Source organism: Nodularia sp. UHCC 0506 (assembly GCF_034931045.1).
Taxonomy (GTDB): domain Bacteria; phylum Cyanobacteriota; class Cyanobacteriia; order Cyanobacteriales; family Nostocaceae; genus Nodularia.
In genome coordinates this window covers 25,646-41,047 of record NZ_JAYGHH010000018.1, presented here as the reverse complement: position 1 = coordinate 41,047, position 15,402 = coordinate 25,646, and the positions used below count along the sequence as shown (strand labels likewise).

General features: G+C 38.1%; 16 protein-coding genes. 7 read left to right on the top strand and 9 right to left on the bottom strand.

Annotated elements, in window-relative coordinates; all coding sequences use genetic code 11:
* Together VB654_RS12585 and VB654_RS12580 are read right to left on the bottom strand one after the other, a co-directional pair.
* Positions 1-1,140, bottom strand: a 1,140-nt coding sequence (locus VB654_RS12585) for a substrate-binding domain-containing protein (RefSeq protein WP_323214105.1), incomplete at its 3' end; no start/stop codon positions are given.
* A 130-nt stretch (positions 1,141-1,270) separates the two neighbouring features.
* The gene (locus tag VB654_RS12580) at positions 1,271-2,152 is read right to left on the bottom strand and encodes a sugar ABC transporter permease (RefSeq protein WP_323214104.1); all 882 of its coding nucleotides are present in this window, start codon (positions 2,150-2,152) and stop codon (positions 1,271-1,273) included.
* Positions 2,153-2,176: 24 nt separating this feature from the next.
* Here VB654_RS12580 and purN point away from each other — a divergent pair, with 24 nt between their 5' ends.
* Complete coding sequence (gene purN / locus VB654_RS12575) at positions 2,177-2,836, top strand: phosphoribosylglycinamide formyltransferase (RefSeq protein ID WP_323214103.1); 660 nt, start codon at positions 2,177-2,179, stop codon at positions 2,834-2,836.
* A gap of 42 nt (positions 2,837-2,878) precedes the next feature.
* On the opposite strand, the gene VB654_RS12570 is transcribed toward purN, so the two are convergent.
* From VB654_RS12570 to VB654_RS12555, 4 genes are all read right to left on the bottom strand, one after another.
* The gene (locus VB654_RS12570; protein WP_323214102.1) at positions 2,879-3,475 is read right to left on the bottom strand and encodes a CPBP family intramembrane glutamic endopeptidase; all 597 of its coding nucleotides are present in this window, start codon (positions 3,473-3,475) and stop codon (positions 2,879-2,881) included.
* A 101-nt stretch (positions 3,476-3,576) separates the two neighbouring features.
* Positions 3,577-4,644 carry a DUF3326 domain-containing protein gene (locus tag VB654_RS12565; protein ID WP_323214101.1) on the bottom strand — a complete coding sequence of 356 codons (1,068 nt, stop codon included), beginning with the start codon at positions 4,642-4,644 and terminating at the stop codon, positions 3,577-3,579.
* A complete protein-coding gene (locus VB654_RS12560) occupies positions 4,641-4,829 on the bottom strand; it encodes a hypothetical protein (protein ID WP_323214100.1) in 189 nt (62 codons plus the stop codon). Before VB654_RS12560 ends, VB654_RS12565 begins: the two co-directional genes overlap by 4 nt.
* 93 nt (positions 4,830-4,922) lie before the next feature.
* Positions 4,923-5,243, bottom strand: coding sequence for a 2Fe-2S iron-sulfur cluster-binding protein (locus VB654_RS12555; protein ID WP_323214099.1), 321 nt, complete (start codon positions 5,241-5,243; stop codon positions 4,923-4,925).
* A 217-nt stretch (positions 5,244-5,460) separates the two neighbouring features.
* Between VB654_RS12555 and VB654_RS12550 the strand changes: the two genes are divergently transcribed.
* Entirely contained in the window at positions 5,461-5,592 is a 132-nt protein-coding gene (locus VB654_RS12550; RefSeq protein WP_323214098.1) for a hypothetical protein, read from the top strand.
* 109 nt (positions 5,593-5,701) lie between these two features.
* Here the strand turns inward: VB654_RS12550 and VB654_RS12545 are convergent, their stop codons facing one another.
* Both VB654_RS12545 and VB654_RS12540 read right to left on the bottom strand, forming a co-directional pair.
* Positions 5,702-6,589 carry a hypothetical protein gene (locus VB654_RS12545; protein ID WP_323214097.1) on the bottom strand — a complete coding sequence of 296 codons (888 nt, stop codon included), beginning with the start codon at positions 6,587-6,589 and terminating at the stop codon, positions 5,702-5,704.
* 5 nt (positions 6,590-6,594) lie between these two features.
* Complete coding sequence (locus tag VB654_RS12540; RefSeq protein WP_323214096.1) at positions 6,595-7,626, bottom strand: DGQHR domain-containing protein; 1,032 nt, start codon at positions 7,624-7,626, stop codon at positions 6,595-6,597.
* A gap of 202 nt (positions 7,627-7,828) precedes the next feature.
* Between VB654_RS12540 and acnB the strand changes: the two genes are divergently transcribed.
* The 5 genes from acnB (at position 7,829) to VB654_RS12515 (ending at position 13,373) form a co-directional block, all read left to right on the top strand.
* On the top strand, positions 7,829-10,456 hold the full coding sequence (acnB, locus tag VB654_RS12535) for a bifunctional aconitate hydratase 2/2-methylisocitrate dehydratase (RefSeq protein ID WP_323214095.1): 2,628 nt from the start codon (positions 7,829-7,831) through the stop codon (positions 10,454-10,456).
* Between the two features lie 74 nt (positions 10,457-10,530).
* Positions 10,531-12,366 (top strand): ATP-binding protein, encoded by a 1,836-nt coding sequence (locus VB654_RS12530; RefSeq protein WP_323214094.1) that lies wholly within the window; start codon positions 10,531-10,533, stop codon positions 12,364-12,366.
* A 235-nt stretch (positions 12,367-12,601) separates the two neighbouring features.
* The gene (locus VB654_RS12525) at positions 12,602-12,943 is read left to right on the top strand and encodes a XisI protein (RefSeq protein WP_323214093.1); all 342 of its coding nucleotides are present in this window, start codon (positions 12,602-12,604) and stop codon (positions 12,941-12,943) included.
* A gap of 2 nt (positions 12,944-12,945) precedes the next feature.
* The gene (locus VB654_RS12520) at positions 12,946-13,161 is read left to right on the top strand and encodes a type II toxin-antitoxin system RelE family toxin (protein WP_323214138.1); all 216 of its coding nucleotides are present in this window, start codon (positions 12,946-12,948) and stop codon (positions 13,159-13,161) included.
* A 14-nt stretch (positions 13,162-13,175) separates the two neighbouring features.
* The gene (locus VB654_RS12515) at positions 13,176-13,373 is read left to right on the top strand and encodes a type II toxin-antitoxin system Phd/YefM family antitoxin (RefSeq protein WP_323214092.1); all 198 of its coding nucleotides are present in this window, start codon (positions 13,176-13,178) and stop codon (positions 13,371-13,373) included.
* 73 nt (positions 13,374-13,446) lie between these two features.
* On the opposite strand, the gene VB654_RS12510 is transcribed toward VB654_RS12515, so the two are convergent.
* The gene (locus VB654_RS12510; protein WP_323214091.1) at positions 13,447-15,240 is read right to left on the bottom strand and encodes a GmrSD restriction endonuclease domain-containing protein; all 1,794 of its coding nucleotides are present in this window, start codon (positions 15,238-15,240) and stop codon (positions 13,447-13,449) included.
* Positions 15,241-15,402 lie beyond the last annotated feature (162 nt).

Below are 15,402 nucleotides of genomic sequence, written 5' to 3'. Positions count from 1 at the left end.
ACTACTAGGTTCAATTGTGGCGACTACTTCCCCAGTTTGACTGGTATTATAACCACCTATTGCCTCTAGCTGTGAGAGTACTCGCCGATGTCCTAAAGTGCCAAGTAGTTTTTGTACAGGGGCTTCATCTAGGTAGGACTTGAGAACTGCTAAATCGTATCGTGACTGTTGTAAGGGGATGAATCCTAATCCGAAGGCTGCGGCTACAGATGCGGTGCTGATACCGGATGAAACTTTGCCGGTGGCTACTGCTTGGGCGACTTCTAAATGTCCGTGGACAATTTGATCAAATCCCTTGACGGCTGTAAATGGTATACTTGCATCTTGGAGCGATCGCTCTAATACTTGGCGACTTCCTGAACCTGCTTCCCGGTTGGCAATGGTGATACCTGGTTGCGCTAAGTCTGCAATAGTTTTTAATCCCAGGGGATTATTCTGCTGAGTCAGCATTCCCTCTTCCCAAACGCCCAGGTTAATTAATACAGCTGCCGTATCTTTGAGAACGGAACGCACAAAAGGAGTGTTATATTCTCCGGTTTGGGGATCATATAGATGCATCCCTGCAAAGTGAACTTCTCCCCGGCGCAATCGATGCAATGCCGTCATACTGTTATCTAAAGTCCAGTGGACTCTGAGATTAGGATGCCAACGTTCAGCAGCCCGCGCCCATAGGGATAAAGCCGGCGCACAACCTGCTAGAATTACTGTGGAATGCAGATTTCTGGGATCGTCTAGTAATTGGACTTGAATTGTATTTGAACCGGGTAAGCGATCGCCTTCCCCATCAGCTGGTATCATCTCTGTACGAAAAGCATCTTGACCAATTAAAGGATGAGCAATCCATTGATTACCAACTTGAGCCAAAATTAGCCGCAGACGTTGACCTAATGGCACATTATAGGCTGGTATGGCTGCTATTTCTGGTAAATCTTGCTCTAACCAAAATAAATCTTCCACTTGACAACCCAAAGCTTTTGCCAACCGTAGGGCGATAGTAGTGGATGGTGCATATTGTCCCGACTCAACACCGCTAATAGTTTGCCGGGTAACGCCAGCGAAGTTAGCTAAATCTTGCTGACTCATACCCAAACGGATTCTTGTTTGTTTTAATTTGTTGCGAAGTTCGTCCTGTTTTACCACGTCTTAATACTGAGTGCTGAGTGCTGAGTGCTGAGTGCTGAGTGCTGAGTGGAAGATAAAACAGGTTACTTCAAGGCTTTCAGGAATTAACCATGTTCTAATCTCCTTCACTAGATTCACCAGATGTCTATTACTCATCCCCCCAAGTTTGTAACTGCAAATACACAAACACTAAGGTAACGGCTAACAGGACTGTGGCGGCGGCGGCGGCGTAACCAAAATCAAATTGAGCGAAAGCTTCTTGGTAAATGTAATAAACCAGCAAATTGGTAGAATTTAGGGGGCCACCACCTGTAATTACATAAACCTGTTCAAAACTGCGTAAGGTAAAAATAGCTGTGGTGACTATGGCAAATATCATTGTAGGTTGCAACCCCGGCAAGGTAACGTGCCAAAACTGCTGCCAAGTATTTGCCCCATCTAGTTCTGCTGCTTCATAGCGACTGGGGGGAATTGCTTGCAATCCTGCTAAGAATACCACCATATTAAAACCCAATTGCTTCCAAATACTCAATACAATCAGTACCGGCATCGCCCAAACTGTACTTCCTAGCCAAGAAATGGATGCAATGCCAAATAAATTTAAAAATGCGTTTGCGGGTCCATCGGTTTGAAATAGCCAGCGAAAGCCTAAACCAGCCGCTACTAAGGAAATTATTGAGGGGAGAAAATAGGCACTCCGCAGCAGTCCCCGGAAGGCGAGAGATTTGTCTAATAATACTGCTAACCCCAAGGGAATAACTAAGCTGGGAATCACGGTGGCAACGGTAAAATAAATAGTGTTACCCAAGACTTGCCAAAAATCTGGGGTAAGTAGTAAGCGCCAATAATTTTTCAAGCCTACCCAAGTTGTACCTGATGAGGTGAAACTTCCAGCCGTAAAACTGAGGTAGAACAAATAAGCGATAGGCCAAATGATGAAGATACTTAGTAAAATCAGTGCCGGGGACAGAAAAGTCCAAGCGGCAAATGTATCATTATCTAACCAGGACTTGGTATCTGTTTTTGGCATTTATAATTTTTCCTCTTTGCTGTTATGACTCTCCGCCCTGATTCTACCGTTAGCCTGGTGGCTCCCAGTATGATTAATTGCCAATCTGACCAAAGCACTCCTTTAAAACTGGGAATTATGGCTTCTGGTAGTGGCAGTAATTTTGAAGCAATTGCCCAAGCGATCGCAGATGAGCAACTAAATGCTCAAATTCAAGTTTTAGTTTACAATAACCCTACAGCGAAAGCTCCCATCCGGGCAGCTAATCGGGGTGTGGAAGCTGTATTATTAAATCACCGCGATTACATTCACCGGGAAGCATTTGATCAGCAAATTGTCAAGACTTTGCAGCAATATGATGTTGATTGGGTAATTATGGCTGGTTGGATGCGTTTGGTGACACCAGTGTTAATTGATGCCTTTACAGATAGAATCATTAATATTCATCCCAGTTTGTTACCTAGTTTTAAAGGGATTAATGCTGTAGAACAGGCTTTAGCATCTGGAGTCAAAATTACTGGCTGTACAGTACATTTAGTGTGTTTGGAAGTAGACAGCGGCCCCATATTAATTCAAGCGGCTGTGCCGATTTTGCCAGACGATACAGCAGAAACACTGCACGCCAGAATTCAAATTCAGGAACATCGAATTTTACCACAAGCGATCGCACTGGCAGCCCAAAAGTCAAACAATTTTAGATTTTAACCATTATTTTTGTAGAGACGCGATTAATCGCGTCTTGATTTTTCACGTTTGAGCGGTTTTTATTTGGCGAAACTTCCAGAAGCAGCCAGAAATCCAATTTGTAATCATGTGGGCTACAATTGGCACTAACAAGTTACCAGTTAACAAGGCGCTAAAGCCCAACATTAATCCAATAATAGTTGCCCACACTACATAAGGCCATTGTTGTGGTCCACTGAGATGCAAAATTCCAAAAGCGAGACTAGATACAATTACCGCGATGTTATCTAAGCCTAAAGCTGGCAGCATCACACCCCGGAATAACAATTCTTCACTTAATCCTGGGAGTAAGCCCAACCAAATTAAATCAGGTAAGGCTAAAGGCTTGATCACTATATCCAGATAATAGTCTGCGCTTTGACGGTAGGCAGGGTAAAATCGATAAGCTAAACCACTTAAGGTAGTGATGATTAACCCTAGCCCTAAGCCTAAGAGTACATCTTGTGCTGACCAGTACCATCTTAATAAGTAAAAATTGCCATAGGTTAACCATACCCTAGCGACTATCCACAATAGGATTGCAGTCACTCCCATCGCTACTAATACTTGGGTACGTGTCAAGTAGGGAATTTCTGGTTCTTGATTTTGTTGTTCAACCACGATTTTTTGAGGAATGGGGACTGGGAAGGGGCAGGGGGCAGGGGGCAGGGGGCAGGGGGCAGGGGGCAGGGGGCAGGGGGTAGGGGTCGGAGGGGAATAAACTACATGATAACTGGCTTTAATGAGGATATTTGAGGACTGAGGGCGGTGGGATTTATCCCTGCTTTGTGGGCGACTAATACGCCTACGGCTTCTAAATATGAGTTTACTTGTAAAGCTGTGATTCCTAAAGCTGGGGCGGGAACTTGGATGAGAGTTTTATTTTCTGCTACAGTAATAATTTGGCATTGCTTTTGATTTAAACTGATTAAGGCACTACTACCACAAGCATTTGCAGGTGCGATCGCACAATCCACTTGATCTGCCCAAATATCATCGGCGAAAGCTGTCATTGACTCTTTATTTATAATAAATTGTGGGGCGCGACTCAAGCCCACAAGGACACATGGTAGAAAAGTATAACCTAATTCTTCCGCAGCCGAACGAGGCGACAAATTCGGTTCTGGGGGGGCGCTGGCTAAGGCTGGAGAATGGGCGCAGGGAATTTGGAAGGTGCGGACGATTAAATGGCTAATTACGGCTTCTGCACCCGCTAGAGGGTCTACCCCTTGACCTTGACGATAATTTTGTACTGCGGCTTCATCCATATTATCGGGGAAACGGGCGACAACTGCGATCGCTTCTGCCCCAGCTTTGTTAATTAATATTTCCGCCGCCCTGAGTAAACTGTCTGGGTTGCCAATTGTTCCCCAACTTGCCCCTGATGCTGAGGTGCGTAATTCTACGTTTAATGGTGCATCAGTCACTACATAATCTGTGAGAGTTAAACCAAGGGTAGCCCTAGCTGCGTCGGCTGCTTGGAGGTGTCGCAGTTGTAATTCTGGTTCAATCCCCTGGTCTAAAAGCAACCCGATTTTATTATTCCGCACCGGGCGTAAACCCCAGCAACCAGAGGCAAATTTATCAAGTCCGTAACCTTCCACATAAAGAGTGTTAGGGAGGTTCCAATACAAACTAGCACCATTAAGAACATTGGGATGAGTGATCAGGCGATCGCACACCTGTGATATAACCTTAGCTACAGGCAAAGCATCACCAGCATAACCGCCAATCGCTGCCCCCACCCCAGTAGGTATAATTAAAATCGCTGTATAAGGACGTTGATTCACTCGACTGATGCAGAATCCAATGTCACAACAGCTTCAACAGCCACCTTTTGCTGTGCTTCATCTACAGAGGTAATCGCCCAACGAAGAGGTTCACCCTGCTTTTGCAATTCAGCTTCAATTGCCTTTTCCAACTCAGTCGGAGTTTCTTGCAAATCAACTTCTGCGGTAATAAAATGAGTAGTCATGGCAGTAAGTCCTTTATATTTCCAGTTTCTAGAATAACTGATATTAGTTACCAGTTATCAAATAACTTATGATTACCGATAACTGACAACTGATTATTGGTCTTTACCAAATTGCAATTGATAAACGATATCTTCCTTTTCGGTTTCAATTTTCAAATCAGAACGGGGATAAGAAACACAAAGCAAAGCATAACCTTGTTGTTGCAGTTCAGAACTAACGCCCATACAATCAGATTGGTCTACAGTTCCCTCAGTAATTAGACCAGCGCAAGTTGTACAAACTCCTGCATTACAAGAATTGGGAAAACCTAAACCAGCAATTTCAGCCACTGATAAGATAGTTTCATCTTCAGGAACTTGTAAAGTATAAATTTTGCCTTGGTGGTTAATTTCAACGGTGTAAGTGTTGGACATATATAAAAAAAGGTGATGCAACGGACAAATTAATTATTTTATCTGATAAATAGACTCACCGGACAACCAAATAAAATTAACAGGTTCCTAGTGTAGTCTAGCGAATCCATCATGAGAGCCAGATTGATCATAGCTCAAAGAACGAACTCGCCTCCCACAAACCCTACTAGCAAAGGGATTTGCGCTATAATTGTAACAAAATCTCAGAGAGTTTTTTATGAATACAGTAGAAATTCGTCAACAACTCAAAGAATATGTTGATCAACTCTCACCCGAAAGACTATTAGCGGCTACTGATTTTTTGGCTTACTTAGCAGACAGAAAAGATAGTGATGCAACGGCTGAATGATTGAAAATTTCTGGTTTTAAAGAAGAATTTGCTCAAGGGAAAAACAATGTAGAGTTAGCTAAGGTGATTTCTGTTGACCAAACTCAAGCAAAAATATGAGGATTTTGTATTAAACTTCATCTTTGTCTACAAGTTCTGAGTCAAAAATCAACCAATTCTGAAATTCTTCCTGAATCCATTGGCTAACATCAGGATATTTTAATTCAATAGCTTTTAATCTATTTTTCATGTTCCTTTGATAATAACTTTGATATTCTATATTTCTGATAGCAATAATATTTAAAATATAAGTTAACATCCTTAATCTTGCCATAGCTAACTTTAAATTTTGGCGAGAAAAATTAATCTTTCTAGATTTTTGTTTATCTTGCTTAAATGGAGATATTTCATTTTCTTGCAGAATTCTATTAAAATCTTGAATATCTAAATCTAGCTCATAAAAAGCATCGGGATTAATTTCGTAATTAATTTTATTTCTTATTTCAGATTCATTTCCTAATTCAAAACGTTGAATTCCTATGTTCCAAAACCTATCAATTCCACTACGATTTCTAAAATGCTTAAAATTTTCAAAGAATCGTTGGAACTGTCTTTGATGTTCATCTGTTGAATTAGCAATAGATGTTATATAGATATTTTTCTTGAGATAATCTTTACCATGACAATTTACAGACCTAGAGATCCAAGTTGTAAAGCTAAGTTGTGTTCTATTTAAACCTTGGACTAAAAAGAAGTTAGCATAATATGAAGTAACAAAACCCCAACTAAAATAGCCTTGTTTTATCAAATGGTCAGTAGCACAAATATTTAAAACTGCTTTAGATAAAAGTTTTTCAATATCAGTCAATATATAATTATTAACATCTGAAATCATAAATCCTGTTTCATAATCTTCTTTGGATTTATATAAATTAGTCAAATAGTCTTTAAAAGAGACTTTAGCATCACCATTACAGTTAGTAAAAGCAATCGCAATTTCTTCAAAGTTTAACGACACCCTTTCTAATCTCCAATCATCACCGCGAAATCTTCTCTAACTGCGTTTTTGAGCCGGCTAACCATCATTTTGCCTACATCTTCTTGCGCTTTAAAACCTCCTCCACTTGGTAAGTTATCTTTATCAAACTGAAAATCTTGAATTAGTTGAAGAAGTTTAATTGTATTTTCAGTATTAAACATTTGATATTTTTGCATTACCAAATTGAAAATTTCATAAAATGCTTTCATAAGACCACCAAATCCAACAGTCTTCAAAATATATGATTTGGGATTATCCCATTGTTCTAAAAATACTGCTTTAACAGAACGAAAGTAGATTTCAAAAACTTTATATTGTTGTTCAAAACCTAAATTTGCAAGTTTTCCTGTTCTTGGTTCTACATAATCTTTAGCTTGATTAACAAATTCACTTAAAGATATCCCGATTCCTGCATCTCCTGTTCTTCTGATTAATTCATATAAAGGACTTTCGTCTGTTTCATTTAATCTAGTAGCGATTTCTGTTGCTCTTCTTTCTGCTGTAACTCCTTCTTCATCAAAATTTTCAATATCTCCTTCTAACAAATTAAGTAAGTCTAAATAAAGAGATGCAGGAACACCTTTTTGAGTTTTATTAATTTTGATAAAAAGTCGAGCCTGATCTTTAACAGATAATCCCAACGTTGCAACTACCATTAATGGAAAGTCAGGGTCAGCTTCATAACAACCTTTGACTCGATGCTGACCATCTATAATCAGCCCTAGAGATTCTGTATTTTCTAAATTTAGTAAATTTTCATTTTCTGTATAAGAAAATTTACCTTCATCAATGTTGACCAGAATTGAATTAGGTATAATACCTTGTTCTTGTTCAATATAATTTTTTATTTCTTTGATTCGGGGTTTAGAAAATGAGCGTTGGTATCCTAATTTTTTATCAGATATTCTGCGAGAAACATCAAAACGCTCATAAATCATTTGAGCAGTAGTGATAAATAAAAGCATTTTTATATTGTTTTGACTTACTTGAAATGCTGATAGTTGTATATTGGACATAAATAATACACTTGTTAATAACACATATTCTTTATATTATATAAGCAATCTTGTAATGTTGAGTTGATAATTTTGGTGAAATTATTCAAAAGGATTTAACAGTCATGCTTTCAGCCATCAGACTAAGGTAAACTTTTATAGCCAAGATTTGCCTAAAAATATTTCATAATTAAAGGGAGAACATCCCAATGGAGAATACAAAATGCTAGAACAATACCGTCATCATGTTGCGGAACGCGCCCAACTCGGTATTCCTCCCTTACCATTGGATGCGAAGCAAACCTCAGAACTGTGCGAATTGCTGCAAAATCCACCAGAGGGTGAAGAAGATACATTATTACATTTATTGTGCGATCGCGTACCCCCCGGAGTAGATGAAGCAGCTTATGTCAAAGCGGGATTTCTCACCGCCATTGCTAAAAGTGAAATTACCAGTCCTTTAGTTTCCCCTATCGCCGCAGTAGAATTACTGGGAACGATGGTAGGCGGATACAACGTGCAATCTCTGATTGATTTGCTGCAAGTTTCCAGTGGAGAATCAGAAGACGGAGAAACACCTTTAGTGATGAAGGGTGAAGGTAGAGAACCCATCGCTGCTTACGCCGCCACCGCCCTGAGTAAAATCCTTTTGGTGTATGATGCCTTTCATGATGTCTTAGAATTAGCCGAAAGTAATCCTTTCGCCAAACAGGTAGTTGACTCTTGGGCAAATGCTGAATGGTTTACTATTCGCCCCACAGTACCAGAAGCCATTACTGTCACCGTGTTTAAAGTCCCTGGGGAAACCAACACCGATGACTTATCCCCAGCTACCCACGCCACCACCCGTCCAGATATTCCCTTACACGCCCTAGCCATGCTAGAGTCACGGCAACCGGGAAGTTTAGCAACCATTGTCGAGTTAAAGCAAAAAGGACATCCACTAGCTTACGTCGGCGATGTTGTCGGTACTGGTTCCTCACGCAAGTCTGCCATTAACTCAGTATTATGGCATTTAGGAAATGATATACCCTATGTACCAAACAAACGCGCTGGGGGTTATATTTTAGGTAGTGCGATCGCGCCAATTTTCTTCAACACTGCCGAAGATGCCGGTGCTTTGCCCATTGAATGCGATGTCAGCAACTTAGAAACCAGTATGGTAATTACCATCCATCCCTACAAAGGCAAAATTACCACCGAAACCGGCGAAATCATTTCCACCTTCAGCCTCAAACCCGAAACCATCTTTGATGAAGTCCGCGCCGGTGGACGCATTCCCCTATTAATTGGACGTACCCTCACCGACAAAACCCGCGAAGCATTGGGTTTAGAACCCAGCAATATATTTATTCGTCCTCAAGAACCCAACGATACAGGCAAAGGTTACACCCTAGCCCAGAAAATGGTCGGTAAAGCTTGCGGCTTACCAGGTGTCCGTCCAGGGACATCATGCGAACCCCTAATGACAACCGTTGGTTCCCAAGACACCACAGGCCCCATGACCCGCGACGAATTAAAAGAACTCGCCTGTCTTGGTTTCAGTGCAGACTTAGTAATGCAGAGTTTCTGTCACACAGCCGCATATCCCAAACCAGTAGACATTAAAACTCACCAAGAATTACCAGATTTCTTTGCCCAACGTGCAGGTGTCGCCCTACGTCCCGGCGATGGTATCATTCACTCCTGGCTAAACCGGATGCTATTACCCGATACCGTGGGAACAGGTGGCGATTCCCACACCCGCTTCCCCTTGGGTATATCCTTTCCTGCTGGTTCTGGGTTAGTCGCCTTTGCCGGTGCATTGGGTGTCATGCCCTTGGATATGCCAGAATCAGTATTAGTAAGATTCAAAGGTGAATTACAACCCGGTATCACCTTACGAGATATAGTGAATGCCATTCCTTACGTTGCCATTCAAAAAGGTTTGCTAACAGTAGAGAAAAAAAACAAGAAAAATATCTACTCAGGGCGCATTCTGGAATTGGAAGGTTTACCAGATTTGAAAGTAGAACAAGCCTTTGAACTCACCGACGCTTCCGCAGAACGTTCTTGTGCAGGTTGTACAATTAAGCTGAGTATTGAGACAGTTTCTGAATATCTGCGTTCCAATATCACCTTGTTAAAGAACATGGTAGCTAGGGGTTACACAGATGCACGTACCATTATGCGCCGTGTTGCGAAAATGGAAGAATGGTTAGCCAATCCCACCTTAATGGAAGCTGATGCAGATGCGGAGTATGCAGAAATCATCGAAATTGATTTAAACGAAATCACAGAACCAATTGTAGCTGCACCCAATGACCCTGATAATGTGAAATTATTATCAGAGGTTGCTAATGACCCAGTACAAGAAGTATTTGTCGGTTCTTGCATGACCAATATCGGTCATTATCGAGCCACTGGTAAAGTATTAGAAGGTGCTGGTGCAGTTAAAGCCCGTTTGTGGATTTGTCCCCCTACCCGCATGGATGAATATCAATTAAAACAAGAAGGTGTGTATAACATCTTTGAAACTGCGAATGCGCGTACAGAAATGCCTGGATGTAGTTTATGTATGGGTAATCAGGCGCGAGTTGAAGATGGAACAACTGTGTTTTCTACCTCAACGCGTAACTTCAACAATCGCATGGGTAAAGATGCGCGAGTTTACCTTGGTTCGGCAGAATTAGCCGCCGTTTGTGCCTTGCTGGGACGCATTCCCACAGTGCAGGAATACTTGGATATTGTAGCAGAAAAAATTCATCCTTTTGCTGATGATTTGTATCGGTATTTAAACTTTGATCAAATCACTGGTTTTGAGAATGAAGGTAGGGTGATTAGTCAGGAGGAACAGGCAGCTTTGGTATAATTTAGGTTAGGGTGGGTCTGGATAGACTCACCTTTGAATGTTATTAACAGATTATTATATTCTTCTATTGTAATATGCCTAAAAAAAAGAAAACGGAAGATAGCAAATATCAACAATTAGAAATGGAATTTCCTGTTCTAGATTCTAAAAATATAAAAATACCAAACAAAGATGTTCTCCAAAAATTGAATATAGAAGAAGAAAATCCTAGTACAACTGACACATTGCAATCCTATTTTACAAACACTACACAGAGTACACAAGATAGAACCAATGATGATTTATTAGAATCTAACCCTGAGAAAAGTGATAATTTATTCTTGCCATTCTCCTATGAGGACATCATAGATGAAATTGGGGAGAAAAAATCTAGACTTCCAGATTTAATTGTACCAGTAACTAAATTTGAAAAAGAAATTGTTAAAGTTTTATCAAATATTATTAATTCATCAGGAAAATTGTTGTTTTTGTATGGTGCATCAGGTGTTGGAAAATCAACTTTTATTAGTTCTTTGCAGTTTCAACCTGGTATTCCAGTAAAAGAAATTGTATCTATTAAAGCTAATGAATTACTGGAAGAGAATAAGTCCATATCAAAATTTGATGAATTAATCCAACAAATACAAAACAAAGCTAACACTTTCTTCGCAGAAAATACTAAGAACGGTGAAAAATTATGTATTGTTATAGAACACTTGGAAAGATTAAAAGAAAAAGATAAAGATGAAGCTATTTCTTTCTTCACAGATTTAAATGGTTGGCTACGTAAGTATCCAATTTTAATTATTTGGCCTGTCACAGTTTACAAGGATTTGGAAAATATGCAGAATTGGGCTAAAAATTATTCCAGCACAATGTTTTATAGAAAAATTCCATTTATTAATTTTACTGGGCCACCAATAGAAGAATACCCTAATATTGCCAAGAAAACAATTATGTTTTTTAATCAGGGTAAAAGTTGTCACGAATTTCAACTGAATGATAATGATTTTGAAACTTTAAGAAAAGAATACGAAAATAAACCTCCAGAAAAACAGTTAATTAGAGAATATTTACTGGATGTTAAAGAGATTTGGAACGATAGAACTAAGTACATTGAGAAAATTGAAAATTCTATTCCAAAACCTACTGAAGTTTGGTTTATATTTGCATATCCAGAAGCAGAAGGAGTAGTGGCACGCTTCGCTAAACAGATGCCGGAAAATATTAATGAAATGTGGAATGCAGAATATAATCCTTTACAACCTTATATTAATGAACATACACAAAGAAGCGCTGATTGGCCAGCCAAACGTTTGACTTTAGCTTTAAATAGTCGTATGTTAACCACAAAAATCATGTATTTACCCACCAACGCATTAATTAGTTGTATTGTTGCTTACGCTAATGATGCAAAAATCAAAATATCAAGAGAAGATTTTAAAGACGAAAACAAATATAAAGTACCTGATCATTGGTTTGGTAAACAGTTAGCAAATGATACATTAAAAAGAACTCCTTTATATTTGCAATTATCTGGTGGTAAAACTCCTACCGGTAAACGCAAAAGTGGTACAGTTGAAAAAGCATTAAATAATGCAAGAAAAGCTTTTGAAAAAATTAATGAAGATATATCAGCATCTAAATCGGGAAAAATAGGAGATAAACCATTTAATAAAGCTATTTGTTTAGCTCTTGAAAGTACATTATCGGAATTAAACTTTCAATTTAGATGTGAGCAATATCATCCACATTTAAGAATGAAACCAGATATCACAGTTGAAACACCCAACAAAATTATTTGTTTGGAATTTTGTTACACAATTGATAATACTCCCGGAAATCTAGCTGATTATGTTTTAAGTAAATTAAATAAGTATATGAAACAGTTAGAACAAGTTTATAGAATACCGGAAGATTTAAATTGGTAATATTTTAAACTTGAGTCGCTGTTTTATTATAGGAAGTTATCTATACTGATCATTATTTATTGGTGTGTGATAGCTGTTTCTGGATATGATAGGAAAATGATCACTATTGTGTTTTAGGATAGCTTATGAATAAAAGGAAGTAAAAAAATGATTGAATTACATCCTGAATTTTTAACAAAAGATTGTGAAAAACAATTTGCAGTTTTACCTTATTTAATAAAGAGGAGATTATCAAATGGACAAGCTAAATCGTTATCAAAATATAATCAAACAAATCCTCACTGAATATGAAAGAATCTCAGCACAAGTACCTGATCCTGATATAGATGAGGTGTTAATGTTTGATGATCAAAGAAGTCAATATCTTTGGTTTAATATTGGTTGGAAAAATAATAAACGAGTGAAGGCAATTACTGTTTATGTTCGCATTAAAAATGAGAAGATTTACATTGAGGAAGATTGGACTGAGGAAGGAATTGCAACTGAGTTATTAAGAGAAGGTGTACCAAAAGAGGATATTGTTTTAGCTTTTCATGATCCAGAAACTCGTAAATTAACTGAGTTTGCTGTAGCTTAGAAATTAAAGATTTAGAAAAAATTCCTGTAAATGACAGAGAACGAATTATCAATAAAGTTGAAGCAATGCAAGATGATTTACAGGGAGACGTAAAACGCTTAACAAATTTTACCCCCGAATATCGTTTAAGAGTAGGTGATTATCGAGTTTTGTTTGAATTAGCAGAAGCGACTATCATTATATATAGGGTCAAGCACCGCAGTAAAGCTTATGAATAAAAGGAAGTAAAAAAATGATTGAATTACATCCTGAATTTTTAACAAAAAATAGTGAAAAACAATTTGCGGTTTTACCTTATGAGGAGTTTTTGAAGATTAAAGAATTGTTGGAAGATTTGGAAGATTTACGAGATTTACGAGATTCTAAGGAAGAACAAAAAGATAGTGTTACAGTAACTTTAGCCGATGTTAAAAAGTTGTTATTATCTTGATACTAGAAAATAATAGGTGCTGTGACGAAGTAGATAATATACTAGGGTGGACAATGCCCAACCTTTCAATTATTTATTTTTGAAAAAGCTTAGAAATAGCTAGTAATTCACGTCCCTGGACTTCTACAGTAGAAGAATCTTTTCGAGTGAAAACTTTTTCTCCAAGAAATGAAACCTCTGTTTGAACAGGGATAGTAATTCTAACCACAGAATGACCTTTATATGATACTGTGTCAAACTTCGTTAATACTTGTGTTTTTAACGGTTCACTGAGGGAAGAGTTTTGGATTGCATTAGTTAATAGTCTCACATATTGCTCTACAGTCTGATTTTGTAGCTTTGCTTCTCTATCAATTCCTACAATATATCTTCCATTAATGTCAATCGGCTTTATTGTGTCTAACTCTTCTATTCTATGAGCATCAGTTTCGCGGTCCGTGATACCAATATGAATATATCCATCGCTATCTGACCCTAAGTTTGCTATCCCACATATAGTTTCAATAATTCTTTCCAGTAAATCTTTATTGAGGTTTCTTTTTGGCGATAAATCAAGTAAACCTTGTTTACATTCATACCTTGAAGTTTCTATACGAGAACGACGCAAAGAATTTTCCAGATCAAGTGCAAGTTCAACGCCATGTCCTAACGCTGATGGTTCTTGTTTAGCAAAACAATCTTGAATGAGTCCTATAGTTTGCCTAATGTTGCTTTTACGGTCTTCTGTTGTTGTATAGTGACTACTCAAATCCAATTTTTTTTGAAGTCCCCGAAGACCATTCATTATACCTCCAGGGTCAACAGGAGAAAGTTGTTTACGAATTAGTAGGTCGAAAAAAGCCATAAAAATAGTGTAAAATGCCGTTCGGATTGGATTATTACTATTTGGATTAACAATACGTAGTAAAGCTTTGGGTTCTGAACTATAGGATTCTATGGTTTCTCGCATAACTGCGAATGTTGTGATGATATCCTGAGTTAGTTTTTTAAACCCATAAGTTGCTAATGCACTATCTAAAACCTGAGAATATTTACTGTCCGAATCATATAAACTATCTAAACGTTCGGTGCTGACTGGCAATGGTTCATTAAGTAAAATAGAAGCTAAAATATCAGCTACCATTTGTTCATCTTCACTTTCACGAAGTAGTTTTGCAGTTAAGGCTCCTTGTTTACACCACATAGTATCTTCAGCTTTAATTTTATAACCTTGATTATTTTTTTGTGAATCAATACTTATTTCTGGCATATCTGTAAGACGTAATACTTTATCTGAAACATCTCCACGTAACTCCATAGAGATTGTTCGTACTAATTCTGCAAATGCAGTCGTTACACCTGCTTGTCTTTTTTCCTGACTACTTAAGTGTTTACCACTAGAATTAATACGGCCAAATACTTCTGTAATATCTTCTTGTGACATTGCAGTATATACCGTCACGGCAAGTTGATAATCTAAAATATCAGCACATTCTTTAGCTGCTAATAAATTTATATTTTGTTTTTCATTGTTATTAATTACCATTTTAATAATGCCATCAATTGCTAATTGTTTAGCGTATGAAAACTCTTCAAGATTGAAATATTGGTCATCAACATTAAATGTATTTTCGATAAAACTAAAAATTGCATTAAGACGTTGCATTCCATCAATAATTTCATATTTGCCACTACCTTGGATCTGAGGGCGTTCTGCTAGTAGAATCAATGGGATAGGATATCCTTTTAAAATACTGCCAATTAATTTTTCTTTCTCTGCAATTGTCCAAACAAGCTTTCTTTGATACTTTCTATTTACCAATAAACTACCTGAACGATAGAGCCTATAAGCTTCTGTAACACTCATCCCACGGGGTGTAATGCTCATATTCAGCGTTTTATAAATTATATTTACCAACCAGAATTATACGTTAATTGTAAGTTCTATTTAATACCTATATTTTTTCTTAAGATTGAGCCGAGATCACACGAGAACACACCTATAAATTTGAGCGATCGCCTTAACCACCCTTTAAACTTGCCCATGTAT

What these genes read in the sequence shown, in the direction of transcription:
- VB654_RS12550 (WP_323214098.1), top strand. Translation starts at nt 5,461, where the DNA reads ATGAATACAGTAGAAATTCGTCAACAACTCAAAGAATATGTTGATCAA.
- purN (WP_323214103.1), top strand. Translation starts at nt 2,177, where the DNA reads ATGACTCTCCGCCCTGATTCTACCGTTAGCCTGGTGGCTCCCAGTATG.
- acnB (WP_323214095.1), top strand. Translation starts at nt 7,829, where the DNA reads ATGCTAGAACAATACCGTCATCATGTTGCGGAACGCGCCCAACTCGGT.
- VB654_RS12555 (WP_323214099.1), bottom strand. Translation starts at nt 5,243, where the DNA reads ATGTCCAACACTTACACCGTTGAAATTAACCACCAAGGCAAAATTTAT.
- VB654_RS12515 (WP_323214092.1), top strand. Translation starts at nt 13,176, where the DNA reads ATGATTGAATTACATCCTGAATTTTTAACAAAAAATAGTGAAAAACAA.
- VB654_RS12580 (WP_323214104.1), bottom strand. Translation starts at nt 2,152, where the DNA reads ATGCCAAAAACAGATACCAAGTCCTGGTTAGATAATGATACATTTGCC.
- VB654_RS12525 (WP_323214093.1), top strand. Translation starts at nt 12,602, where the DNA reads ATGGACAAGCTAAATCGTTATCAAAATATAATCAAACAAATCCTCACT.
- VB654_RS12530 (WP_323214094.1), top strand. Translation starts at nt 10,531, where the DNA reads ATGCCTAAAAAAAAGAAAACGGAAGATAGCAAATATCAACAATTAGAA.
- VB654_RS12560 (WP_323214100.1), bottom strand. Translation starts at nt 4,829, where the DNA reads ATGACTACTCATTTTATTACCGCAGAAGTTGATTTGCAAGAAACTCCG.
- VB654_RS12540 (WP_323214096.1), bottom strand. Translation starts at nt 7,626, where the DNA reads ATGTCCAATATACAACTATCAGCATTTCAAGTAAGTCAAAACAATATA.
- VB654_RS12510 (WP_323214091.1), bottom strand. Translation starts at nt 15,240, where the DNA reads ATGAGCATTACACCCCGTGGGATGAGTGTTACAGAAGCTTATAGGCTC.